The organism is Mangrovihabitans endophyticus (assembly GCF_014646155.1).
Lineage (GTDB): Bacteria > Actinomycetota > Actinomycetes > Mycobacteriales > Micromonosporaceae > Actinoplanes > Actinoplanes endophyticus.
This window is the reverse complement of sequence record NZ_BMMX01000017.1, coordinates 1-24734: the sequence shown is the minus strand read 5'-3', so window position 1 is coordinate 24734 and position 24734 is coordinate 1. Positions and strand designations below refer to the sequence as shown.

The window sequence follows — 24734 nt, the reverse complement described above, 5'->3', positions numbered from 1 at the left end:
CCGCGGGGGTCGGTGGTCGTGAAGGCAGCCTGTTCCGGCCTGGGCGTCCCCCACCGGTGATACCGCTCTACGGCGCGACTGCCGCTTCAGGAGGCGACAAGTGCCGGCTCATCCGCCGTTATCCCCAGCGCCTGCAGGACGCGGGTCGCGTTGCCGCCCATGATCTCGTCGCCGACGGCCAGGCGGGCCCGGTCCGCCACCGTCACGCCGGTCAGGTCCGCGATGTCCGTACGGGCCCCGTGCTCGATCGCCCAGCGGATCTGCTCCAGATGCCGGTCCAGCGAGTCCGGTGGCGCCGTCAGCGCCCGGTGCACGGTGTCGTCCAGGGCGGTCTGCCCGTTGATCGCCGGCGGTTCGTTCAGGGCGGCGGCGAATGCCAGCGGCCCCATGTATCCGGCGATCTCCCGCAGGCACTCGAAGTGGTTCAGCACCGCCGCGCGGATCACCGCGTCCACCGCCATCGGGTGGCGTTCGGGCAGGTCGGGGTCGGCGCCGTAGCGCAGCAACAGCGCGGTCAGCCGCTGCCGTCCGGCGGCCGTCTCGGCGTCCGGGTCGACGCCGGTGACCGCCACCACGATCGGCGTCTGCCCGAGCGGCCCGCCACGCCGGTTGATGTCGAAGCCCGGCGCGGTGACCGCGGCGGTGACGTCGGCCAGCAGGGCGGTCACGTCGAACGCGCCCGCCGGCGCAGCGAACGCCTGCTCGATGCGCTCGATCAGGTCGTCGGTGGCCCGCTGCGCGGCCAGGTCGTCCGGTGGCGGCGGCGCGATCGTTGCCAGCAGCCAGCGGTAGTAGTCGTCGCGTTCCGCCGGCGTGGTGTCGTCGACCTCGGCGAGCAGCGCGGACATCTCCGGGTTGTGCCACAGCGCGGACATCGTGGTGGCGGTGTAGCCGCGCACGTTGCACGCGGCCAGCAGGCGACGGCGGGTGGCCTGGCGGTGATCCGCGTCGCGCTCCGGGATGCCGAGCACCTCCGCGGCGTGCGCGATCAGCCAGGCCGCCAGGTCGCGATGCCGTTCGGTGCCGAAGAACACCGCCTGCAACAGCACGGTGTGCCCGTTGACCGCGCTCGTCGCGAACAGATGCGCGGGCCGCGCCGTCAGCAGCTCCCGCACGGTGTCCAGGCTGCCCGACTGGCCGGCCCAGAAGATCGGCAGCGCGTCGGCGCGCGGCACCCGCAGATCCGGGTCGGCGCCCGCGTCCAGCAATCGCCGCACCGCCGCCGCCTGGCCACGGACCGCCGCGGCGGCCAACGGCGTCCATCCGCACAGGTCGCGCAGGTCCGGGTCGGCGCCGGCGCGCAGGTGCCGCTCGGTCGCCTCCTGGTCGCCGGCGCGGGCCGCGGCCAGCATCGGCGCCGCAATCCAGTCCAGCACGCTCAGGCTCTGGTACGTGGTTCCGGTGGCCAGTGCGGAACCGGTGCCGAACCCGCCCTCCGGGCAGGCCGCGCGCAGCACCCAGCCGGCCAGGCCCGGTCCCGGCGCCACGTCCAGCAGCACCAGGGCGCGCATCGTGCAGTAGCTGGTCCACAGGTCGTCGGCGAACGCCCCGTCGCTCGACTGCGCGGCCAGCAGCAGCCGGGTCACGGCGGCCGGGTCGGGCAGCTCCTGCCCGGCCCGCAGCAGCGCACTCGCCGCGATCGCGTTGGTCAGCGGGTCGGTGCCGAAGGTCTGGTCCGGCGCGGCCAGCGACCGGAAGTAGGCCACGCTGCGACTCAGGTCCGCCGCCACCCCGCACTCGTCGGCCACCGCGATGGTCATGAAGTGTTCTTCCCTGGTGGCCGCCCGCGCGCTCATCGTCCGCAGCCCGGGCGCCAGCCAGCGGTCCAGCGACCCGGTGGCACCGATCTCGCGCAACCCGAGCAGGCCGGCCGCGGTGGCCAGCACCGACGGCGCACCGGCGGGATCCGGCCAGGTGCCGGTGGCCGGATCGATGGCGGCGATCAGCCACGCGTGCACCGCGTCCGGGTCCGGCGCGCGCTCGCCGAGCAGCGCCAGGGACTTGAGGGCGCTCAGCGTCCCGCCGAGGGTGGGCGGGCCGCCCTCGACGTCCGGGTAGCCGCCGTCGGTCTCCAGGCGGCGCAGCGCGGCGACGGTCCGCTGCCGCTGCTGGTCGCCGATCACCGGACCGGCTCGGGGCGCGGCTGCCAGCCGTAGCGGCGCAACCCGTCGGTCAGCGCCCGCACCAGGATCTCCCCGCATCGCTGCGACTCGCCGACGGAGCGGCTGGTGAGCAGCGGGTAGTCCAGCACGACGGAGAGCTTGCGGCCCACGTTGCCGTGGAACTGTCCGTCCGGGCCGACCGCGTCGCGCAGGATGTACTCCAGGGCGAACGGCGGCGACTGGAAGGTCAGCGGCGCGCCGTTGGCCATCACCGCCCAGCCGGAGGTGTAGTCGTACTCCATGGTGTGGCCGGTGACGTGCCGCCCGGCGAGGAGGCTGCGACGCTCGTCCAGTTCCCGGGCGAAGGCCAGGCAGGTGACCGCGTAGCACTCCGCCGCGATGATCTTGTCAGCGTCGTGGAAGCCGAGGATCAAGTCGTGCACCCGCGGGTTGTTCACCATGTCGACGATGGGTCCGCTGCCGCCGACCAGCAGCAGCCCGTCGTAGTGCGGCACGATGTCGCGCCACGCCGCGGCACGCGCCTCGTAGTAGTCCTCCAGCGCGCCGAGATAGCCGTCGCGGCTCAGGTACGGGCGCACCGGCAGCATGTCGGTCAGGTTCAGCCGGTCCTTGAAGTACGTCTCCCAGTCGGTGGTGCGCGCCCGCTCCCCCATCTGCGGCGAGGTCACCGGGCGGCCCAGCGGCGGATCGACGTACGTGTCGTCCAGGCTGCCCGGGTCGGGCAGCGGCTGCGCCCCGGTCGGGGTGGCGAACCGCACCTCGATGCCGGCCGCCTCCAACTGGTCCACCGGCAGCAGCAGCTCCTGAGCCCAGAAGCCGTGTTCGGACACGATGCACAGCACTTTCTTGCTCATTTCACTCCCCATGCTCGGTGTGGCCATGCTCGATGTGGCCATGCTCGGTGTGGCCGGTGCCCGGTGCGGCGGAGTCCGCGAACAGCGACGGGACGCAGATGTCCAGCAGTTGCGGGCAGGCCCGGTCCGGGAACGCGGCGACAAGCGCGTCCCGGTACGCGTGCGGGTCGCTCACCCCGGTCAGCCGGTCCCGCGCGTACCCGAGGTAGTCGGCGTTGCGGCGCAGCTCGGCGCGGTCCGCGACCGGGCCGTGGCCGGCCAGGAAGACATCGGAGGCGGACCCGGCCAGGGACTCCAGCAGCGCCAGGGAGCGGTCCATGCGCCGGGTCAGATAGACGTGGGTGCCGCTGTAGACCAGATCCTGCGCCACGGTCACCCCGTGATCGGGCAGGGTGATCAGCAACTGGGCGTCGCACTCCGCGCCGGTCACCACCTCGATCTCGTGCTTGACGCCGTCCACGGTGTCCACGCCGGGCTCCGCCACGTGCCGCGGAACCACCACCTGGGACGGCACCAGCGGGCCGTACTGGGCGGCTCGCGCGGCGCGTTCGGCCTCGCCGTCGCGCCGCAACGCGGCGATGGTCGCCTCGGCCGCCCACACGTCCACGTCGGCGAACGCGGCGGCGATGCCGAACCAGTGGTCAACGTGGGCGTGTGAGAGGTACATGCGGGCGATCGGCTTGCCCAGCGCGTCGACGTAGCGCCGGAACGCCGCGGCGTGCGGGGCGATGAACTGGCCGTCCACCACCACCAGCGCGGACGGCGTCTCCAGCACGTGCGTGGAGTTGGCCAGCACGGTGGCCGGCGCGGTGAAGGTGTGCACCCGCAGGCCGTCACGCTCCAGCACGGCCGTCGCCGGTGTCCCGAAGTCCTCAGGCATGGGCGCTCACCGGCTTGTTCGCCAGCACCTCGACCAGTTTGGCGCCGAACGCCTGCGCCGATTCCACCGACAGCCCGGTGACGAACGGCGGGTCGTAGACCACGCTGGGCCGTTCCCGGGAGGTGGTGGGGTCGGCGGCCACCGAGCCGTCCGGGCCGACCGCGTCCTCCACCATGTACTGCAGCGGGAAGACGAAGCCGCTGGTCTTCAGTTGCAGCCGCGGGTTGTCCGGGGTGGCCCGGACCACGTCGTACTCCAGGTCGTCGACGAAGTCCCAAGCGTGCGGGTGCGCGGTCACGTGCTTGCCGTAGATCACGCTGCGCATGCCGTTGTCCGGGTCGCGGGTGAACGCCAGCGCGCCCACCGCGTAGCACAACGCGCCGATGGTCTTGCCCTGCCGGTAGGCGTCCAGCACCAGCCGGTGCACCAGGCCGTTGCCGGCCACGTCCAGCGCCGAGCCGGCGCCCCCGACCACGACCAGCGCGTCGTGCTCGGCCATGTCCGCGTCGCGGGTGCGGATCGGCGCCGACCACTCCCCGGAGTCCAGGATCTCGTTGATCCGGGTGAGCAACTCCGGCGGATTCATCTTGATCTTCTGCTGCGGGTCGACGAAGTCCGGGTCCATGCTGATCGCCCCGGGCAGCGGGGTCTTGCCGAGATAGGTCGCCAGGGTCAGGTCGTGGCCGGCGCCCTTCAGCGCGTCCCACGGACCCTGCAACTCTTCCGCCCACACCCCGTAGTTGGACGCCACGATGAGGATCTTCATGCCGGTACCTCTTCCTGCGTGCCTTGTAGCTGCCGGATCGCGGTGCCCCAGTCCTCCAGGTGATGCAGGACGGACAGCCGGCCGTCGGCGCCGACCTGGTGGATGTCGATGGTCATGATGCGGAACGAGCGCCCGGTGTGCGGGACCATGAAGTCGGTCGCCGGGGTGCCGGACAGTTCGCTGCGCACCGCGATGAACTGCCCGTCCACGGTCAGGTGGAGGATCTCCACGTTGATGTCCGGGACGATCTCGAACAGCCCTTCGATGTACGGCCGGGTGTCCGTCTTGGTGCGGTAGTCGCCGTTGGTGTAGTAGGACCGCCAGTCGTCGGCCAGGACGGCGAAGCCGGCGTCCCAGTCGCGGCGTTTGCTGCGGAACAGGTCGTAGAACGGTTCGATGAGGTTCTGCGCCTCGTGACGCTGCATGGATCTCCCCTTCGCCCGGCCCGCCGTGCGGCGGGCCGCGGTCATGCCCCGGCCAGCGCCGGTGTGCGCTGCGCGATGCGCTCGATCAGGGCACGGGCGAACAGCCCGGCCTGCGCCCCGGTGCGGGCGGTGACCAGATCACCGTCGGTCACCACGTCGTCGTCGACGTACTGCGCGCCCATGTTCAGCGCGTCGCCGTACAGGTTCGGGTGGCAGGTGACCCGGCGCCCCCGCACCAGTTCCGGGGTCCGCGACAGCAGCCACAGCCCGTGGCAGATGACGCCCTTGACGATGCCCGGTTCGGCGAACGCGCGTTGCAGGAAGCGGGTGGCGGGAGGCAGTTGTGCCAGGTCCGCGCTGTACCGCAACCGGTCGGCCACGAACGCCGACGGCACGATCACCGCCGCGTACGAGCGGAGCTGCTCGTCGGACATGTCCTCGAAGGACTTGTCGCAGGCGAACGGCGCCTTGTACTCGTGCCCGGTGAAGGTCAGCGACGGCTGCCCCCAGAGCCGGGTGAGGTAGTCCACCTCGATGCCCTCCTCCGGGAACCGGTAGGAGTAGTACCAGATCTCGTGCTCGTAGTAATCGCTCTCCAGGAGCACCGCGACCTTCATCGGACCAGCTCCTGGTTCAGCTCGCTGTCGCACAGCTCCTGCGCCACCTGACCGGCCGCGCCGTCGACCTGCAGCGTGAAGTCGCGTTGCTGCTTGAGCACGGCGAGGTAACGGGTGGCTTCGCTCGCCAGATAGACCAGGTCGGTGGCGTCCAGCACGATCCGGGTGCTGCCGGCGGTCAGCGCGTCCTCCATGGCGCGTTGCAGCACCGGCAGCCGGTGCGGGCTCAGCGAACCGGCCAGCGCGATGCGGGCCGTGCCGTCCACGTTCTCCAGGGTGTCCGCGCTGAACGTCACGGCGGACGCGGCCAGGCGCACCCGTACGTGCTGCGGTGCGGTGCTGTGCGGCAGGGTGACGGTGAGGTTCGCGGCGTCGAAGTCGGCGTACTCGTGGCCGTCCACCCACACCTGCATGATCTTCACCGCGCCGGGCGGCAGCAGGTCCGGCGCCACCCGCAGCACGCCGCCGAAGGCGCCCGGCTGCGGGCTGAAGAACAGGTCCAGGGGCTGCTCCTCGGTCTCCAGGTTCTGGTAGACCGCGGACAGGAAGCACAGCTCCGCGCTGTGGTACATGGCCATCGAGTGCGAGCCCTTGCTGCGCTCGCCACCGAGCATGAACGGGTTGCCGTTGGCCAGCACGTTGAAATAGATGCCGCCGGCGGTGGTGTCCAGCATCCAGCCGTTGTAGAAGGCCGAGCTCTCCCGCGCGTACTTGGCGTGCAGCGGGTCGGCGAACACCGCGTTGAGGATCTCGTAGGCCAGGATGCCCTGCTCCTGCTGCCACCACGCCTTGCGGTCGTGCCAGACCAGGCGGTGGAAACGCTCACCGGGCGAGGTGTGCCGTTCCACCATGTCGTACCAGCCGCCGCGCTGCGGGTCCATGCCCACGCCCGGCATGAGCTGGGCGATCCGCTTGGCCACGGTCACCCAGTTCGCGTGCGGGCGCAGGTTGTTCACCCGGGTGAGGTTCCACGCGATCTTCAGGTTGTGGCCGACGATCGCGCGGTCCTGCTGCTGCCCGTACGCGCGGTCCGGGGTCCAGTCGCCGAAGAACTTCTCCTGCACGAACGGGGTGTTGTCGAAGTCCGGGAAGCGCGTGGCGATGATCTCGCACAGCTCCTCCAGCTCGTCGGCGTACCGCTTGTCGCCGGTGGCCAGGAAGAGGTTGATGAGGTAAGCCGGGATGTGGTCGCCGACCGAGTTCCAGTTCTTGCGGTCCCGGTTGGTGCGGGTGCCGTCGTCCAGCGCGGGGCTGCGCGGGTCGAAGGTGACCGGGTCTACGTGCGAGTAGTAGCCACGCCGCGGCGTGCCGTCCGGGAACGTGCCCCGATCGGCGAAGTAGCGGTGGAACAGGTTGATGGTCAGGTCGATGATCTCGCGGAGCTTCTCATCGCCGGTGATCCGGTAGGTCTGGGTCAGTCCGGCCAGCGCGTAGATCTGCTCGTAGCACGGGATGGCATCGAAGTCGTCGCCGAACTCCGAGGCGAAGATCTTGCGCTCGGTGCCGTCCGCGGACCGCACCAGCGCGTGGTACCAGTACGCGACCTGCTCGGTCCGGTCCACGCTGCACAGGTTCTCGATCATGTAGTGGCAGCCGGCCAGCGCCGCGTCGCGGTAGCGGTCCTTGCCGGTCATCATGTAGGCGGTGGCCAGCCCGTACACCAGGCGGGAGACGGTGTCGGTCTCCTGCCGCGCGGCGCCGGTCCGGGTGCCTTCCATGGTCAGGTCGGTGCGGTAGCCGCGGTAGTCGAAGGTGGTGGCGCCGGGCCCGAACTCGTCGTCCAGATAGAAGTCGGCGATCCGGGAGATCTGGTTGATCCACCAGCTCGGCGATTCGAACCGGAACTCGTCGTGGCCCTTGCCGAACAGCAGGATGTGCTTGGCCTCGAACGCGGTGCCGCCGTCACCGTCGGCCGGATAGAACACGCCGTACGCGTGAATCAGCCGGCCGTGCTGCAGCAGCTCGGTCAGCGCGGTGGTGGCGTCCACGTACCCGTCGCCCAGATTCCGCACCATCTCCGCGGTGGTCGTCGAGGTGAGCTTGGCGGTGAACGGACGGCCGTCCGAGGTGTTCAGATGGACCAATCCGCGATCGGCCTCGACGTCGATGACGTACCCGGCGATGAGGTCGGAGAAGGTGAAGTCGATGTCGTTGCTCATGCGTTCTCCTGACTGGCGTGGGTGGCGACGAGCACGGCGATGCCGCGCGGCGCGACGGTGTAGGTCGGTGCGGTGACGGCGGGCTCGGTCCCGGCGTCGGGCAGGTCCGCTCCGGGTGACAGCGCGGTGTCCAGCGCCTGCGCCCAGCGGCCCGCGGGGATCTGGAACTCCAGCGGCTCCCAGAACATGTTCAGCATCACGTGCAGGTCCGGGTCGCCGTCGCGGCCGGACAGGGTGTAGGCCAGCGCGCGGGCCTGCGGGTCGTCCCAGTCGGGGGCGCCCAGCCGGGTGCCGTGCCAGGACACCTCCGCCGCGGTGAGGAACTCCGGCGCGCGCAGCGCCCGGTGCCGCCGGCGGAAGGCGATCAGTCGCTGCCAGAACCGCAGCAGGCCGGCGTTGTCGTGCGCGGCACGCCAGTCCACCCAGCCGATCTCGTTGTTCTGGCAATAGGCGTTGTTGTTGCCGCCCTGGGTGCGGCCGAACTCGTCACCGCCGAGCATCATCGGCACGCCGCGGGCCAGCATCAGCAGGGTCGCCAGGTTCCGCGTCTGCCGTTCGCGCAGCGCGCGCACCGCCGGATCGCCGGTCGGTCCCTCGGCGCCGCAGTTCCAGCTCATGTTGTCGTCGTTGCCGTCGCGGTTGCCCTCGCCGTTGGCCTCGTTGTGCTTGCGGTCGTACGACACCAGGTCGGCCAGCGTGAACCCGTCGTGGCAGGTGATGAAGTTGACGCTGTTCACCGGCCGGTGCCCGCGCTGCTGGTACAGGTCGGCGCTGCCGCCCAGCCGGTCGGCGACCTCGCCGACCAGGCCGGGGTCGCTGCGGACGAACCGCCGCATGGTGTCGCGAAACTTGCCGTTCCACTCCGCCCAGCGGTACCCCGGATAGCGGCCCACCTCGTACGCGCCGGCGGCGTCCCACGCCTCCGCGATGATCTTCGTATCGGCGAGCGTCTCGGACAGCTCGATCTGCCACACCACCGGCGGCTCGTCCAGCACCGCGCCGCCGGCGCCGCGGGTCAGCACCGCGGCCTCGTCGAACCGGAACCCGTCCACGTGCATGTCACGCACCCAGGACTCCAGGCAGTCGACGATCAGCTTGGAGACGATCGGATGGTTGGCCATCAGCGTGTTGCCGCAGCCGGAATAGTCGTCGTAGTACCGGGGGTCGGCCGGGTCCAGGTAGTAGTAGTTCGCGTTGTCCAGCCCGGCGAAGCTGAACAGCGGACCGAGCTGGTTACCCTCGTCGGTGTGGTTGAACACCACGTCCAGGATCACTTCGATGCCCGCGGCGTGCAGGGCCTTGACCATGTCGCGGAACTCGTCCAGATGGGTGCCGTTCCCGGGCGTCACGCAGTACCCGGCGTGCGGTGCGAAGAACGCCGCGGTGCTGTATCCCCAGAAGTTGCGTTCGCCCGCGTCGAAGTCGAACACCGGCATCAGCTCGACCGCGTTGACGCCCAGGCTCCGCAGGTGCGGGATCTTCTCCACCACGCCGGCGAAGGTGCCCGGATGCCGCACCCCGGACGTGGCCGAGCGGGTGAAGCCACCGACGTGCATCTCGTAGATCACCAGCTCGTCGGCCGGGTGGTGCAACGGCCGGTCGCCCGCCCAGTCGTACGCGTCGTGGTCGATCACCGCGGACCGCAGGGCGGTGGCGGTGTTGTCGCCGGGGCGGCACGCCGCGCCCCGGTCCCACACCGACCGGGACAGGCCCCGGGCGTACGGGTCGAGGAGAAGCTTGTCCGGGTCGAAGCGATTGCCGCCGCCCGGCGGACCGCTGACCCGCCAGGCGTAGAACACCGGCGCCCGCAGCCCGCGCAGATAGACGTGCCACACCGCGAACGTCCGGTGCAGGTGCGGGTCGAGGGTCACCGTGGCGAACGGTTCCGCGGCGTCGTGGGTGTCGAACAGGACCAGTTCCACACCCTCGGCGTGCTCGGAGAAGACGGCGAAGTTGACGCCGCCGGCATCGGTGCGGGCGCCGAACGGGTGCGCCCGCCCGGCTTCGACGGTGAAACGGCGCCGGCCCTCGGCGGGCGCACGGTCAAGCACATGCAAGCTCATCTGAGATCTCCCGGACGATCAACGGGACGCGACCGAAAGTAGCAAGCCGTTCACGTTCTGCAGTCGGATTTCGCGTTCCCGCAACGAAAACCCGGCCACGCCGGAGAATGGGCCACGCCGTTGCTCGATCTCACCCGGAGGCGTCGTGGAACTGTGGCTCGTCCGTGACGCGCCCGCCTGGCTCGTCGGCGTCACCCTGGTGCTCGGGCTGCCCCTGCTCACCCTGGGCCTCGACGGCATCATCCACCGCTGCATGCCCCACCGACGGCTCGGCCGGCACAACACGGTCACCGGCGTCATCGTGTCCGTTGTCGGTGTCGCGTACGCCATCGTCATCGGGCTGTGCGTGGTCTCGCTGTGGGACGGTTTCAAGGACGCCGAACACACCGTGCGCAGCGAGGCGGCCAACCTCACCGCGCTGGTGCCCGCGGGCGCCGTCTACGGGCCCGAGGTGCAGGACCGGCTGGCCGGGGAGATCGTCGCGTACGAGCGGGACGTGCTCGACGACTGGCAGGCCCGCACCGCGGTGGATCGCGGGTCCGGAGTGGCCGATCTGAGCGAGCTGAGCCGGTACGTCAGCACCCTCACACCCCGCAATGAGGCGCAGCGGGCGTTCACCTTCGAGGCGGTGGAGACCATCGGTCAGGCCGAACGGCTTCGCCAGCAGGTGATCGCGGAGACCGACGACCGCCGCATGTCGACGGTCATGTGGATCGGCGTGCTCGGCGCGACGGTGGCGATCCTGGGGCTGTGCCTGTTCTTCGGGCTGGACGACGCGGTGCTGCGGCGCATCCTGCTGTTCCTGTCCAGCGCCGTGATCGGGATCAACCTGTTCCTCGTGGTGGAGATGAACTACCCGTACTACGGATCCTTCTCGGTCTCCCCCGCCCCGTACGAGGGAGTCGTCACCCAACTGCAGGACAAGCACCCCAGCTGACACCACGCACGACCCGCGAGCCCCTCGGGCGGCGATCGACGTGCCGCAACGCGGTTCGGACACCGCTGTATGACAGTTTCATGACCATTCACGCGTCCAGCGCCCGATTAGTCCCGACCGACTGAGCCGATGTGTCGCAATTATGCTGATATATAGGTCGGGGCGATCTTGGCGGACGCTGGCCGGTGACTCTATGGTGTAAGCGATGGAAGCGACGCGAGACCTGCACACGACGATGGGCGCGGCACCCCGTGTGCCGACCGGACGGGCGGCCGGCACCACGTCGGCGCCGCGCCGGGTGCCCCGTGCGGGCCAGGCACGAAAGGCCAGGCGCATGTAACGAAAACCATCTGCCGAAGAGCCGGCAACTCGACCGCCACCGTGTCGAGCGCTCGACGGCGGGTGTGTTTCCGCGCGATTCCGACGCGTTTTCTCCACGCTTTTCCTCATCAACGACGATGCCTCTCGCGGATACGCGCGAGCTTTCCTCGAACCAGGTAACCGCCGGCTCCCCCGGCGAGAACACACACGGAGAGAGTGACATGTTGAGAAGGACATTCGCCGCCACAGCGGCGGCCACCCTGCTGGTGGGCGGCGCCCTCGCCGGGTGCAGCAACGACTCCGGCGACGACTTCGCCGGTTCTTCCGGCGGCGACCACACCGCCCGCTTCGTGCAGCAGCCCTGGGCCGACCTCGTCGTCGAGACCCAGATCGCCATGCAGATCCTGGACAAGCTGGGCTACCAGACGAGCACCAACGAGGTGTCCGTGCCGCTCGCCGCCCAGGCCATCTCCGACGACCAGGCCGACGCCTACCTGGGCAACTGGTGGCCGAGCCAGAAGGACACCTTCCAGCCGGTGCTCGACAAGGGCAAGGCCGAGGTCGTCGGCACCCTGCTGACCGGCACCGAGTACGCCCCGGCGGTCCCCGGTTACGTGACCGACGAACTGGGCGTCAAGTCGCTTGCCGACCTGGACAAGTACGCCGACAAGTTCGGCAAGGAGATCCTCGGTATCGAGCCCGGCTCGCCGGGCAACGCCACCATCCAGAAGGCCATCGACAAGGACGCGTACGGCCTGGGCGACTGGAAGCTGACCGCCAGCAGCACCGAGGCGATGCTCGCCGAGGTGGAGCGGCGTGCCGCCAAGAAGCAGCCGGTGGTGTTCCTCGGCTGGAGCCCGCACTGGATGACTCTGGAGTGGAACCTCACCTTCCTGGACGACCCGGAGCACGTCTGGGCCGGCGCCGGTGAGATCCGCACCCTGGCCCGCGCGGGCCTGGACACGGACGACCCGAACCTGAAGAAGTTCCTGTCCAACATCAAGGTCGACACGAAGACCGCCTCGGAGTTCATCAACCAGGTGGACAAGGAAGGCAAGAAGGCCGAAGACATCGCCTCCGCGTGGATCAAGGCGAACCCGGACACCGTCAAGGAATGGCTGAACGGTGTGACCACGTCCGACGGCGACCCCGCCGCCGACGCGGTCCTCAAGTCATGATCGAAGTCTCCGGCCTGACGAAGGTCTACGGCATGCAGGATGCCGTCGCCGCGGGGATGCTGCGGGACGAGTCCCGGCCGCCGGACGAGCGCCGCGCGGCGGTCCGGGAGGCCGGCGGCTTCTTCGGCGCCGATGACGTGGACTTCGCGGTGGAACGCGGAGAGGTCTTCTGCGTGATGGGCCTCTCCGGCTCCGGCAAGTCGACCGTGCTGCGGATGCTCAACCGCCTGATCGAGCCCACCACGGGCTCGATCAAGGTGGCGGGCGACGAGGTGCGGGACATGCCCGACCCCGCGCTGCGCGACCTGCGCAACCGCACCATCGGCATGGTGTTCCAGCACTTCGGGCTGCTCCCGCACCGCAATGTGCGGGACAACGCGGCGTACGGCCTGCGGGTGCGCGGCGCCTCCAAGGAGGAGCAGCGCGCCAAGGCGGACGAGGCGTTGGAGAAGGTGGGGCTGGGCGACCGCGGCGACGTACGTCCGTCGCAGCTCTCCGGTGGGCAGCAGCAGCGCGTCGGCCTGGCCCGCGCGCTGGCCACCCAGCCGGACGTGCTGCTCATGGACGAGCCGTTCTCCGCCCTGGACCCGCTGATCCGGCGGGAGATGCAGGAGCTGCTCCTGCAGTTGCAGGCCGAGGAGCGCCGCACGGTCGTCTTCGTGACGCACGATCTGGTCGAGGCGCTGCGCCTCGGCACCCGCATCATGATCATGCGGGACGGCCGGATCGTGCAGTGTGCGACAGGTGAGGAGATCCTGGCCCACCCGGCGGACGACTATGTCGAAGCCTTCGTGGCCGACGTGCGGACGAACGGGGGCAAGCCGTGATTCCCAACATCCCGATCGATGACTGGGTCGAGACGATCATCGACTGGCTCCGGGACAATCTGGACCCGGTGTTCAGCTTCATCTCGGAGGTGCTGCGGCAGCTTCTGAACGGCATGTACCACGTGCTGGTGCTGCCGCATCCGCTGCTGCTGGCCGCGATCCTGGTCGCGCTCGCCTGGCTCGCCACCCGGCGCTGGCTGGTGGTGCCGGTGGCCGCGATCGGCCTGCTCCTGGTCCAGGCGATGGACCTGTGGAAGGACATGCTGCAGAGCCTGTCGGTGGTGCTCGTCGCCTCGGTGGTGGCGGTGATCATCGGCGTGCCGCTGGGCATCCTGTCCGCCCGCAAGGACAAGGTTCAGCTTGTGGCGCGTCCGATCCTGGACTTCATGCAGACCATGCCGGTCTTCGTGTACCTGCTGCCCGCAGTGTTCTTCTTCGGCATCGGCGTGGTCCCCGGCGTGGTGGCGACCACCATCTTCGCCATCCCGCCCGCGGTGCGCCTGACCGACCTGGGCATCCGGCACGTGGACGCGGAGGTCGTGGAGGCCGCGACCGCGTTCGGCGCGCGTCCCCGGCAGATCCTGCGCGACGTCCAGCTCCCACTGGCCATCCCGTCCATCATGGCGGGCGTCAACCAGGTGATCATGCTGGCGCTGTCCATGGTGGTGGTGGCCGGCCTGGTGGGTGGTGGCGGCCTGGGCGCCGTCGTCGTCCAGGCGATCACCCAGTTGGACATCGGCCGCGGCTTCGAGGGCGGCCTGGCGGTGGTGGTCCTGGCGATCTACCTGGATCGGGTCACCGCGGCGCTGGGACGCCGGCTGGCCTGACGTTCCCGCTCCCACAGATCACGACGCCCGCGCCGGTTCGGCGCGGGCGTCGTGGCGTCCGGCTCCGTGTCAGGAACGCCGGTCCAACGCCTCCAGGGTGGCGTAGGTGACCGCACCGTAGATCAGGTGCGGCAGCAGGTCGCTCAGCCATTCACCGGCCGACCAGGTGCGCGGGTCGGTGACCTTCAGCCCGGCCATGGACAGGTCGGTGGAGGCCATCGCGACCACACCGGCCAGGGCGGCGCCGACCGGGGCCGGCGGGCGCACCCCGGCACGCCGCAGCACGCCGAACACGGTTCCGATGCCGACGCCGGTCACCATGCCGGACAGGCTGCCCAGCCCGCTGACGCGGTTCTGCCGGGTCTCCCCCTCGCCGGGCACGGTCACCGGCAAGCGGTCCTCCAGCGCCTCTACGGTCTGCTGCGGCGTGCTGCTGCTGCCGCGGCCCCGCACCACCATGTCCACGTACGTCGCGGCGTTCAGCGCGGCGGTGCCCGCGGCGCCCGCGGCGGCGCCGGCCAGGATTCCGGTTCGCATGAGTTCTCCTCCACGTGGTGGCTTACCCGGTTGCGGTGCCCGGCCCGGCGCGCCGCCAAACGGCATCGGGCGGCACCCGTGTCACGCCGCGGACGGCCGCAGCAGCACCTTGGTCCATCCGGCTTCCCGCGCGTCGAAGTGCGCATATCCCTGCGCCGCCTCGTCCAGCGGCATCTCGTGCGAGACCAGGAACGACGGCGTCGCCCGGCCGGCCGTGATGAGATCGCGCAGTTGCCGGTTGTAGCGTTTCACCGGGCACTGCCCGGTGCCCATCCGCTGCCCCTTGCTGAAGAACGTGCCGTAATCGAAGGCGATGCGCCCCTGGCGGGCCCGCTCATCCGGCGCGCCCGGATCCTGCGGCACGTACACCCCGACCACGCCGATGCCGCCGGTCGAGCGCACCACCTTGATCAGGTTGTCCAGCACCAGTTCGGGATGTTCGTCGCCGGACGGGTCGTGCGCCTGGTATCCGACCGCCTCCACGCCGCAGTCGGCGCCCCGGCCCGCGGTCGCGTCCATGATCTGCTCCACCGGGTCGCCGCGGCCGAAGTCCACCGGCGTGGCGCCGATCTTGCCGGCCAGGTCGAGCCGGTCGCGTTCCTTGTCCACCACGAACACCTCGGACGCGCCGCGGATCATCGCGCTGTGCGCCGCGAGCAGGCCGACCGGACCCGCTCCGAAGACCGCGACCCGGTCACCCGGCTGCATGCCGGCCAGCTCGGTGCCGTGCCAGCCGGTCGGGAAGATGTCCGAGAGCATGGTGAAGTCGTTCTCGTACTCGGTGCCCGGCGGCAGCTCCAGCAGGTTCACATCGGCGTACGGCACGCGTAGCAGCTCGGCCTGCCCTCCGGCGTACGGGCCCATGTTGGCATAGCCGTACGCGGCGCCGTCCATCCCTTCGACGGGGTTGGTGCGCAGGCAGAAGCTGGTCCATCCGGCTTCGCAGTTGCGGCACGTCCCGCAGGCGATGTTGAACGGGACCGACACCCGGTCACCGACCTTGATCCGGTCCACCGCGTCGCCGACGGCCTCCACGACGCCCATGTTCTCATGCCCGAGGATCTTGCCTTCCTCGACGTTCGTGCGGCCCTCGTACATGTGCAGGTCGGAGCCGCAGATGTTGGTGGTGGTGATGCGTACGATCGCGTCGGTGGGCGCCTGGATCGTCGGATCCGGCATCTGCTTGACGGTCACGTCGCGCGGGCCTTGATAGACGACGGCTTTCATGAGAGAACCTCCGAATCACTGATACACGTCGGCTACCCGTGGCACCGGCCCGCAAACGGTGGGTGCGTGCCTGCGGCGCGGGCGGTTAGCGTGGCCGCAGGCGGGTAGCCCCAGCGGAGACGATGCGGTGAGAAACGAGGTGGTACAGATGCCCATCGCGACGATCAGCCCGGTCACGGGCGAGGTGCTGAAGAAGTTCGAGCCGATGACGCCGGACCAGGTCGACGCGGCGATCGGCCGGTCCGCCGAAGCGTTCCGCGCCCTGCGCGGCACCTCCTTCGGGCAGCGGGCGGCCTGGATGCGTGCGGCGGCCGATCTGCTGGAGGCCGAGCAGGACGACGTCGGCGCACTGATCACGCGGGAGATGGGCAAGCCGTTGCGCGCGGCCAAGGCCGAAGTGGCCAAGTGCGCCACGGCGTGCCGGTTCTATGCCGAGCACGCCGAGGAGTTCCTGGCCGACGAACCGGCCGACGCGGAGGCGGTCGGCGCGCATCGGGCGTACGGGCGCTATCAACCGCTCGGCCCGGTGCTGGCCGTGATGCCGTGGAATTTCCCGCTGTGGCAGGCGATGCGTTTCGCCGCGCCGGCGCTGATGGCCGGCAACACCGGGCTGCTCAAGCACGCCTCCAACGTCCCGCAGACCGCGCTCTACATGGGTGAGCTGTTCGAGCGCGCGGGCTTTTCCGCGGGCGCCTTCCAGACGCTGCTGATCGGCTCGGATGCGGTCGAGCAGGTCCTCACCGATCCGCGGGTGCGCGCGGCCACGCTGACCGGGAGTGAACCGGCCGGGCGGGCGGTCGCCGCGATCGCCGGGCGGGAACTCAAGAAGACCGTGCTGGAACTGGGCGGCAGCGACCCGTTCGTGGTGCTGCCGTCGGCCGATCTGGACCGCGCCGCGCAGGTGGCCACGACCGCGCGGTGCCAGAACAACGGGCAGTCCTGCATCGCCGCCAAACGCTTCATCGTGCACACCGACGTCTACGACGAGTTCGTGGAGAAGTTCACCGCGCGGATGTCGGAGCTGACCGTGGGCGATCCGATGGCCGACGGCACGGACATCGGCCCGCTCGCCACCGAGCAGGGCCGTGATGACGTCGCGGCGCAGGTCGCCGACGCGGTGGACAAGGGCGCCGCGGTGCGTTGCGGCGGACGGCGCGGCGAGGGCGGCGGCTGGTGGTACCCGCCGACGGTGGTCACCGACCTCACGCCGCGGATGCGCATGTACGCCGAGGAGGTGTTCGGCCCGGTGGCCGGCGTCTACCGGGTGTCGTCGTACGAGGAGGCGGTCGCGCTGGCCAACGCCACACCGTTCGGGCTGGGCAGCAACGCCTGGACCACCGACCCCCACGAGCGGCGGCGGCTGGTGGACGATCTGGAGGCCGGGGCGGTGTTCATCGACGGGATGGTCGCGTCGTACCCGCAACTGCCGTTCGGCGGGGTGAAGAACTCCGGGTACGGACGGGAGCTGTCGGCCGCGGGCATCCGCGAGTTCTGCAACCTCAAGACGGTCTGGATCGGCGACCCGGCGGTCGGGTGATCCGGTTCAGCCGGGGAGCAGCGCGAGCACCGCGGCGCCCAGCAGGCCACCGGCCGCGGTGACGCCGGCGGCGGCCGCGGTGACCCGCCACCCGAAGGCCCGGCCCACCATGGCGATGCCGGGCAGGCTGACCGCGGGCAGGGTGATCAGCAACGCGCCCACCGCGCCCAGGGACAGTCCGGCCACGGCCGCGCCCTGGGCGATCGGGATCTCGCCGCCGGTCGGGATCACCATCAGGGTGCCGACGGTGGCGGCCACCAGCACCACGGCCACGCCGGTGCCGAGGCCGCCCTGACCGAGCGGGAACAGCCAGCCACGGAACCCGCCCACGAGCATGACCACCAGGGCGTACTCGGGGACCAGGGTGACCAGCAGGCGCACCAGCGCCCGACCGAAACCGGCCGCGGACGGATCGGGATCCGCAGCCGGGGCCGCGGGCGCCGGGACCGCGGACGCCGGGACCGCGGACGCTGGGACGCCGCGGTCGGCGACGAGCGAAACGACGCATGCGCCGCCGATCACCACGACGGCACCGACGGCGAGCCGGGTGACCGTCCACTGCCACGGCGCGACGAACAGCAGGAAGACCAGCACCGCCGGGTTCAGCAAGGGATTTCCCAGCCAGTACGCGACCACGGCGGCGATGCCGGCGCCGCGGCGGCGCAGGCCCACCGCTACCGGGGCGGTGCAACAGGTGCACATCATCGACGGCGTGCTCGCCGCCGCCCCGGCCAGGGCGGCGCCCAGCCGGCTCGGCCGGTTCAGCACGCGCAGCAACCAGGCCCGCGGCACCAGGGTCTGCAGGGCGGCGCTGATCAGCAGCGCGGCCACCAGGGCCGGCCAGATGGCCGACGCGTAGGCGCGGGTGAACGACCACGCCGCGGACCAACTCGGCGGGTCGCCGGGGTGCACCTCGCCCACCCGCAGAATGTCCGAGCCGGGCCACACCCCGGTGCCGGCCAGCGCGCGAGTCTTCGCTGCGTACGGCAACCATTTCGCCCACGACAGCGTGAGCACCGCGATGACCAGCGCAAGAACCGCGGCGACGGCCACCCGCCGCGCACGGCGGACCCCGACCGCGTCGCTCATGCCGTCACCCCTTCACCCGGCGGCCCTTCCACCCGGCGCCGTCCGGACCCTATCGCGCCGGGAGGCGGGCGGCAGCCGCGGTAGCCGCCGCCCGCCCTCTCGTCAGCCGAACAGCGCGAACCGCTCGTGGCGGGCGCCGCCGATGCGGGTGAAGGCGCCCCCGGCGGCGACCCGGCGGGTGCGCGTGTCCGACGACAGCACCTGCACGCCGTGGACGCCGTTCGCCTGCGGATTCCAGCCCGTCAGCCGTCCCCGGGTGTCCAGCGCGGCCAGCTTGATCCGTTTGGCGTAACCCTTCGGGCAGCCCAGTTGCTTGATGGTGCTGGTGGTCGTGCAGGCGCGGTCGAAGTGGCCGCCGGCGTAGGTCACGCCGCGCAGCACCGCGATGTTGTGCACGTCTCCGTCGAACAGATGCGTCCAGCGCACGTACCCGTAATTGGTGTATCCCACCGCGCGCCCGCCGGGCCCGCCGGTGCCGGTGTAGACGGTGCGGGCATCCGCCTCCACATCGAGCACGATGGCCGGCGCCTTCGGCCGGAACGCGGTGATCAGCCTGCCGGAGACCGGATGCACCGCGGCCAGGCGCGGTTGCCTGCCGGAACCGTTCACCGTGCGGAATCCACCACCGACATACACCCGGGTACGGGTGACGGCCACCGCCTTGACCCGGTCGTTGGTGCGCGGTCGCCACGAGCCGTCCAGCGCCCCGGAGGAGTGCCGGAAGGCCGCGAGGTTGCCGCGCTTCTTCCCGTCCACCGCGGAGAACTTCCCGCCCACGTAGATTCGGCCGTTGCCGATCGCGAGGGTGGTGGCCTTGCCGGTGAACTCGTGCCGGAAGGACGTGAGCCGTCCGGTGACGGCATCCAAGCGGGCGACGGAATCGCGGCGGGTTCCCGAGACGGTGGAGAAGTCGCCCGCCGCGTACACCGCGCGACCGGCGACGGCCAGCGACCGCACGGTGCCGTCGGCGACCGGGTTCCAGGACAGGACCGCCCCGGTGCGGGCGTCGAACGCGGCGAGCCGCTTGCGGGTATACGTCTTGCCGTAGAACGAAACCTTGGTGAACGAACCGCCCACATACACCACGTTGCCGCGGAATGCGACTGCCCACACCGTGGAGTTGAAGCCGGGTGTCGTCGAGGACCGGGCCGACACCGCGGCCGCAGCGGGTGTGGCGGTGGCGATCGCGCCGACGGTCCCCGAGGCCAGCGCGCAGGTCATTGCCATGAAGGCCGGAAATCTTCGCATGCCTTGATCAACTGCGCGAGGTCCGTCCAGGTCGCGGACGCGGTTCGAACGGATGACCACGAAGGAGTGCCCGCCCCGCATGACTCCCCAGTGGACGCTCGGCCGGACGTGCGGTCCGGGCATTTTCGGCACCACCGATCGGCGGTGTTCCGTCGCGTCGGAGGTGGGTGGCGAGGCATGCTGGAGAAACGGTGCACCGCGGTGGGCGTCGGCACGGCGTGGGTGAGGTAGATTGCTGATCTTGACACACACGTCGGCGCGGCGGCCGTCATCGCCTGTCGGGGGCAGGCATCGCGTGCACAGGTGAGCCGCCGATCCCGGAAGGACACACCCCCATGGACTCTTACACCATCACCATCGCACCCGACAACGACAGCGGAGCCACGACCAAAATCGTGGTGGACACCTCGGGCGACGAGGTCCGCATCACCGATGTGCATCTGCACTCCGCGGGCGGCTTGTCCAGCGGCCATGTGCCGACCATCGACTTTCCTCTGCTGCTGCAGGCCGTCTCGGCGGCGGTGCCCGGCGCCGAGCGGGTCCGGGCGACCGCCACCGAAATCCCCGGGGCGGGCACGCCCGCCCTCGCCGCGGCACCACCGGACGGCGGCGAATCCCCGGCGGCGCATGCCGCACCACAGCCGTCCCCCGGCGAAGCCGCCGTGGACGGGATGACCGACGATGCATCGGCGACGACGGCGCCCGTGATGGAGCCGGCGGGGACCGCCGACGCACCGGAGCCGGAGGAGCAGCCGAGGGCGGCGCCGCGGCGGCGCACCCCTCGGGCGACGACACGCAAGGCGGCCACCCGCGGCGCCTCGAGGGCCGCCGCCGCACAGACAACCGCGCGCGGCAGCGCTCCTCGCGGTGCGCGGAAGGCAACCGCGCAGAAGACCACCGCGCGCAAGGCGACCGCGCAGAAGACCACCGCGCAGAAGGCCGCGACCGCCAAGAAGACCACGACCACCAGGAAGGCCACCGCCGCCAAGAAAGCCACGACCACCAGGAAAGCCACGGCCGCCGGGCGCAGCGCGGCGACGGCCACCGCGCGCAAGGCCACCGGCCGCGGCTCCGCCACCACCGCCGCCAAGAAGACAGCGCCCAAGAAGGCAGCAGCCCAGAAGACGACAGCCCAGAAGGCGACGGCCAGTCGCGCCTACCGGCGCACCCCCGACGACTTGGCCGCGGTGTACGACCGCACCGGCAGCACGTCGGCCGTGGCGGCGCACTACGACGTGCCTCGGCACACCGCGCAGGGCTGGATCCGCCGACTGCGGACGACACGCGCCTGATCCGGGCATGCCGGGTGCCGGGGCATGCGCCGCCCCGGCACCGGCCGCGCGGGTCAGGCGGTCCGCAGTGGCCGCCGGATGATGCCCTCACCGATCGCCAGGCGAGTCAGTTCGGAACGGCGGCGACGGCCGGTCTTCTCCCGGATGCGGTCCAGGTGCGAGCGCACGGTACGGACGCTGATGGTGAGTGATTCCGCGATGTCGATGTCGCGTTCCCCCTCGGCCAGCAGCGCCAGCACCTCGTGCTCGCGGGGCGTGAGCGCCAGGCGGGGGCCGGCTTGCCGCGGCCGGGAACGGTCCAGCAGCGCGGCCGCCAGCGACGCGGACACGTACGTCTCCCCGTGAGCCACCTGACGCAGCGCCGTCCCGACCTCATCCGCATCCGCGGACTTCGGCAGGTATCCGCGGGCGCCCGCGGCCAGCACGGCGAGCACGTCCGACTGCGCCGCCTGGGCCGAAATCACCAGCGGGCGATGACCCGCCTCGGCGATCGCCAGCGCCGCCGCCGCACCCTGCCGCCCGGGCAGGTGCAGATCCAACAGCACCACCGCGCCCGACGGCAGGCGGTGGGCGAGGAATTCCTCCACCGACCCGGCCACCGGGCCGAGGCGGAAGCCCGGCAGCCCTTCGACCACGCGCGACAGCGCCGCACGGAACAACGGATGGTCCTCCACGATGGACACCACGATGGCGTCGTCGGTCTGCGGCATGATGCCGCCTCCTTCTGCACTGGTGGGGTGGGCTTGCTCGGTGGGCCGGTTCTGATGGGCCGTGGTCAGGCGGGACCGCGGGCGGCGGCGCGGGACAGTTCCGGCCCCGCCGGGAAGAGACTCAGCAGTCCGGTGGTGACGGACGTGACGGTGGCATCGCCGTACCCGAGGGCCTTCAGATCGTCGGGGCCGGCGACCGGATAACGGGTGCCCTGGTCGGTGATCAGCGCGGTGCCGCCGCCACCCGCCCGCACCAGCAGATCGGCTCCGGGCGCCACGTAGACGCGATCGGCCGTACGGGCGGATGCCGGTGCCTCCACCGGCAACGCCCGCGCGCCGGACGGCACCGGCGCCGGCCCGGTCCACAGAGCGAGCGGGCCGGTGCCGCTTCCGCCGGCACACACCGGGCCTTCGCCGGGCGTGATCCTCGGCAGCCGGGGCGGGAACCCCGGATCCTTCGCCCGCGTGGCCACGAGTCCGGAGGCGGCGACATCGGCCGCCGCCACGTCCACCGGACGCGGCACACCGTCGCGATAGGCATCGCGGTTGTCCGGATTCCCGAGGATCAGCGCCGCCTCGGTCTGCCCCACCGGCACCAGCCCGTCCGCCCCGACCAGGTAGTAACGGTCCGCGCCGTCCACGCCCCGGGCCAGCAGAATCTGCCCGACCCGCGTCGAAGCGCCGGCCAGCCGGGGGCCGCGACGGCCCACGCCGGCCACGTCGAGCAACGTCAGATCCGGTCCGGCGGGTAGCGCCCGGATCCAGGCCGAGCCGGCCGGGCGGGGACGGACCGCGTCGTACCCGAGCGCCACCAGGGCACCGGTGCGAGCCCGGAGACGGCGCCCGTCGCTCACCAGGTAGCGGGCGCCGTCCGGGTCCCTGACCACCACACCCTGGCCGGCGTTCAGCCGCGCGGCCGGAAGCGACGCGCCGACCACGGCCGTGGTGAGCGCCGCCGCGTCGCCCGGCGTGGTGCAGACCGCCCACGGACCGGTGATCAGGGCGTCCGGCGCGGCCAGCGACGCGGGGGCGCCGGGGATGCCGAGTGGCCGGCCGCGCGGTGCATCGGCCAGGGCGCGGGACGACATCGAGGTGATCTTCGCGGAGCCGATGAGCAGCCGGGCCGAGGCGTGGTTCAGCACCGGATGCACCAGGCCGTCGTCGCCCAGCACGAAACTCGCTCCGGTCTCCTTTTCGACAAGGATCTGCCCCGGGCTGCGCCAGTCGGCCGTGCTGCCCGGATGCAGCACCGCGGCGACCAGGAAACCACCGGTGACCAGCAAGGCCACGCCCAGACCGGCGGCGGTGGCCCGGATCAGCCGCCGTCCCGGCGCGACCGGATGGTTCGCGTCACCGAACTGCAGCGCCGACACGATGCGGCGGCGCAGGAACTGGTAGGCCTGAAGCTGATCCCGTTGAGTCCACATCGTCGTCCTCGCACATCGTCGCCGACGGTTCTACGAGGTACTCCGTGCGGCCGGCGAGAACGGTTCGCGGTGGGCGGGAACTTTGTCGTCTCGCCCACCGCGTCACGCCGCGCGGATCACCCGGCCAGCGCCTGCGCCGAGCCGTACAGTCCCAGCACCCATACGCCCAGCGGCACCAGGGAGGTGACCATGACGAAGTCGGCGACGTCGGCCAGCCGGGCCCAGCGCGGCGAGGGAGATCTGCGGCCGGCACGGGCGGCGTGCACCGCGCACCCGATCCCGGCGGCCAGGGTGGCGGCGCCGATCGCCGCAGCCGCCGGGCCGCCGTACACCAGCACGACCTTCGCCGACACGGCCACCAGCATGCCCATCCCGGCGGCGAGCAGCACGGCGTGGTGCGCCGCCGCCGCGTACGCGCGACTGCGCACCAGCAGCGCGAGAGCCGCCGCGGCGGTCAGCGCCAAGCCGGCAGTGACACCGGAGTCCAGGAGCACCGCACCGCCCGCGACCACGGTCGCCGCCGAGCCGGCCAGCAGGGCGGTCAGCGCCGTCTCCGCCGCCCGGGTGCGCCCGGCCGTCTCGGTCGCCGGGGTGGGTTGCTCAGCGTCCCGGAAGGTCGCCATGTCGGCGGGCACTTCCGGCACCGGCAGCCCGCCCATGCGCAGGGCGAGGCCGGGGAAGGCGGGCGTGAGCACGACGGCCAGCACGACCAGCACCGCCGCGGCCGACGCCGGGCCGGCCACGCCGACGGTGACACACGCCGCGGCGACCGCCCCGGACGCGCAGACGCCCGTGCCGGCCACGAACCAGGCCCGGCGCAGGCGCAACAGCAGGGCGGCAACGGCGGCGTACAGGGCGGTCACCGCGAGGGCCGCGGTGCACAGTGCGGGATCCGCCGCCGTCGGCAGCCGGCCGGCACCGGCTGCGGCTGCGGCTGCGGCGGCCGCCGGAACGCCCGCGGCGGTCAACGCCACCGCCAGATCCGGCAGACCGCGCCGCCGCTCGACGACGACGCCCGCGCTGAGCAGGGCGACCGCCATCGTCGCCGCGGCGGCCGGACCGGCCGGGCCGGCGACCGCGGCGGCCATGGTGACGGCGGCCAGCACGAAGGACAGGACCGCCACGGCGAGGCCCACCCGGCCGGACAGCCGCGGTCCCCACCGGCCCGGCCCGGTACGCACGTTGTCGGCAACCGCGTCGACGGTGTCGTCGAAGACCGCTACCGGGGCGTCCAGCCCGGCCGGCACGAGATGCAGGATCTCGCCGTCACGCAGGTCCGACGCGGCGACCGTCTGCGCGCCGGCCAGTGGCGGCCCAGCCACCCGCCGCAGCACCCAGCCCCGGGTGCCGGCTTCCTCATCGGCCAGATGCGGCGCCACCGCGTGCAGCAGCACCGGGGTCAGTTCGGCGATGGTGCACGGCGCGGGCAGGGCGATGTCGGCCCGCCGTCCACCGGCCACGACCGTGACACGGCGTGGTGCGGACGGTGGCGGCACCGGGGCCACCGCCGTGGACGCCGGCCCGGTAGAAGCCGGCGCAGTGCGGGCCGGCGCAGTAGAGGCCGGCGCAGAGGTGCGCCGGGCGGGCGTGGCCGCGGGGCGGCCGGGCTGGCCCGGGTAAGCCGCGGGGCGGCCGGGCTGGCCGGGATAACCCGCGGGGCGGCCGGGCTGGCCGGGACCCGCCCCGGCGG

General features: G+C 71.7%; 21 protein-coding genes. 6 read left to right on the top strand and 15 right to left on the bottom strand.

Annotation, left to right across the window (positions count from 1 at the left end; all coding sequences use genetic code 11):
* Window positions 1-86: 86 nt before the first annotated feature.
* From IEY73_RS18790 to glgX, 8 genes are read right to left on the bottom strand one after another with little or no spacing between them, the layout of a single operon-like run.
* A complete protein-coding gene (locus tag IEY73_RS18790; protein ID WP_189080552.1) occupies window positions 87-2123 on the bottom strand; it encodes an ankyrin repeat domain-containing protein in 2037 nt (678 codons plus the stop codon).
* On the bottom strand, window positions 2120-2977 hold the full coding sequence (locus tag IEY73_RS18785) for a type 1 glutamine amidotransferase domain-containing protein (protein ID WP_189080551.1): 858 nt from the start codon (window positions 2975-2977) through the stop codon (window positions 2120-2122). Before IEY73_RS18785 ends, IEY73_RS18790 begins: the two co-directional genes overlap by 4 nt.
* A gap of 1 nt (window position 2978) precedes the next feature.
* Window positions 2979-3857, bottom strand: a complete 879-nt coding sequence (locus tag IEY73_RS18780; protein WP_189080550.1) for an MBL fold metallo-hydrolase — start codon at window positions 3855-3857, stop codon at window positions 2979-2981.
* On the bottom strand, window positions 3850-4623 hold the full coding sequence (locus IEY73_RS18775; RefSeq protein WP_189080549.1) for a DJ-1/PfpI family protein: 774 nt from the start codon (window positions 4621-4623) through the stop codon (window positions 3850-3852). The genes IEY73_RS18780 and IEY73_RS18775 overlap by 8 nt, the downstream gene beginning before the upstream one ends.
* Complete coding sequence (locus IEY73_RS18770; protein ID WP_189080548.1) at window positions 4620-5048, bottom strand: ester cyclase; 429 nt, start codon at window positions 5046-5048, stop codon at window positions 4620-4622. The genes IEY73_RS18775 and IEY73_RS18770 overlap by 4 nt, the downstream gene beginning before the upstream one ends.
* A 41-nt stretch (window positions 5049-5089) precedes the next feature.
* Window positions 5090-5665, bottom strand: coding sequence for a DJ-1/PfpI family protein (locus tag IEY73_RS18765; RefSeq protein ID WP_189080547.1), 576 nt, complete (start codon window positions 5663-5665; stop codon window positions 5090-5092).
* Entirely contained in the window at window positions 5662-7824 is a 2163-nt protein-coding gene (locus tag IEY73_RS18760) for an AGE family epimerase/isomerase (protein ID WP_189080546.1), read from the bottom strand. The genes IEY73_RS18765 and IEY73_RS18760 overlap by 4 nt, the downstream gene beginning before the upstream one ends.
* Entirely contained in the window at window positions 7821-9887 is a 2067-nt protein-coding gene (gene glgX / locus IEY73_RS18755; RefSeq protein WP_189080545.1) for a glycogen debranching protein GlgX, read from the bottom strand. Before glgX ends, IEY73_RS18760 begins: the two co-directional genes overlap by 4 nt.
* A gap of 145 nt (window positions 9888-10032) precedes the next feature.
* Between glgX and IEY73_RS18750 the strand changes: the two genes are divergently transcribed.
* From IEY73_RS18750 to IEY73_RS18735, 4 genes are all read left to right on the top strand, one after another.
* Complete coding sequence (locus IEY73_RS18750) at window positions 10033-10824, top strand: bestrophin-like domain (RefSeq protein WP_189080544.1); 792 nt, start codon at window positions 10033-10035, stop codon at window positions 10822-10824.
* Window positions 10825-11366: 542 nt separating this feature from the next.
* Window positions 11367-12323, top strand: a complete 957-nt coding sequence (locus tag IEY73_RS18745) for an ABC transporter substrate-binding protein (protein ID WP_189080543.1) — start codon at window positions 11367-11369, stop codon at window positions 12321-12323.
* Window positions 12320-13150 (top strand): ATP-binding cassette domain-containing protein, encoded by an 831-nt coding sequence (locus IEY73_RS18740; protein ID WP_189080542.1) that lies wholly within the window; start codon window positions 12320-12322, stop codon window positions 13148-13150. Before IEY73_RS18745 ends, IEY73_RS18740 begins: the two co-directional genes overlap by 4 nt.
* Window positions 13147-13977 carry an ABC transporter permease gene (locus IEY73_RS18735; protein ID WP_189080541.1) on the top strand — a complete coding sequence of 277 codons (831 nt, stop codon included), beginning with the start codon at window positions 13147-13149 and terminating at the stop codon, window positions 13975-13977. The genes IEY73_RS18740 and IEY73_RS18735 overlap by 4 nt, the downstream gene beginning before the upstream one ends.
* 69 nt (window positions 13978-14046) lie before the next feature.
* On the opposite strand, the gene IEY73_RS18730 is transcribed toward IEY73_RS18735, so the two are convergent.
* Together IEY73_RS18730 and IEY73_RS18725 are read right to left on the bottom strand one after the other, a co-directional pair.
* Window positions 14047-14514, bottom strand: a complete 468-nt coding sequence (locus tag IEY73_RS18730) for a hypothetical protein (RefSeq protein ID WP_189080540.1) — start codon at window positions 14512-14514, stop codon at window positions 14047-14049.
* A gap of 81 nt (window positions 14515-14595) precedes the next feature.
* Window positions 14596-15741: a glutathione-independent formaldehyde dehydrogenase gene (locus IEY73_RS18725; RefSeq protein WP_189080539.1), complete on the bottom strand. Its 1146-nt coding sequence runs from the start codon at window positions 15739-15741 to the stop codon at window positions 14596-14598.
* Window positions 15742-15889: 148 nt separating this feature from the next.
* Here IEY73_RS18725 and IEY73_RS18720 point away from each other — a divergent pair, with 148 nt between their 5' ends.
* Complete coding sequence (locus IEY73_RS18720) at window positions 15890-17278, top strand: NADP-dependent succinic semialdehyde dehydrogenase (protein WP_189080538.1); 1389 nt, start codon at window positions 15890-15892, stop codon at window positions 17276-17278.
* Between the two features lie 6 nt (window positions 17279-17284).
* Here the strand turns inward: IEY73_RS18720 and IEY73_RS18715 are convergent, their stop codons facing one another.
* Together IEY73_RS18715 and IEY73_RS18710 are read right to left on the bottom strand one after the other, a co-directional pair.
* On the bottom strand, window positions 17285-18367 hold the full coding sequence (locus IEY73_RS18715) for a permease (protein ID WP_189080537.1): 1083 nt from the start codon (window positions 18365-18367) through the stop codon (window positions 17285-17287).
* Between the two features lie 102 nt (window positions 18368-18469).
* A complete protein-coding gene (locus tag IEY73_RS18710) occupies window positions 18470-19594 on the bottom strand; it encodes a PQQ-binding-like beta-propeller repeat protein (protein WP_229715951.1) in 1125 nt (374 codons plus the stop codon).
* A gap of 356 nt (window positions 19595-19950) precedes the next feature.
* Between IEY73_RS18710 and IEY73_RS18705 the strand changes: the two genes are divergently transcribed.
* Window positions 19951-20907: a hypothetical protein gene (locus tag IEY73_RS18705; protein WP_189080535.1), complete on the top strand. Its 957-nt coding sequence runs from the start codon at window positions 19951-19953 to the stop codon at window positions 20905-20907.
* A gap of 53 nt (window positions 20908-20960) precedes the next feature.
* On the opposite strand, the gene IEY73_RS18700 is transcribed toward IEY73_RS18705, so the two are convergent.
* From IEY73_RS18700 to eccD, 3 genes are all read right to left on the bottom strand, one after another.
* Window positions 20961-21617: a LuxR C-terminal-related transcriptional regulator gene (locus IEY73_RS18700; RefSeq protein WP_189080534.1), complete on the bottom strand. Its 657-nt coding sequence runs from the start codon at window positions 21615-21617 to the stop codon at window positions 20961-20963.
* Window positions 21618-21682: 65 nt separating this feature from the next.
* Complete coding sequence (eccB, locus tag IEY73_RS18695; RefSeq protein ID WP_189080533.1) at window positions 21683-23044, bottom strand: type VII secretion protein EccB; 1362 nt, start codon at window positions 23042-23044, stop codon at window positions 21683-21685.
* 116 nt (window positions 23045-23160) lie between these two features.
* Window positions 23161-24734: type VII secretion integral membrane protein EccD (gene eccD, locus IEY73_RS18690; protein WP_229715950.1), on the bottom strand; the 1574-nt coding region annotated here is incomplete at its 5' end.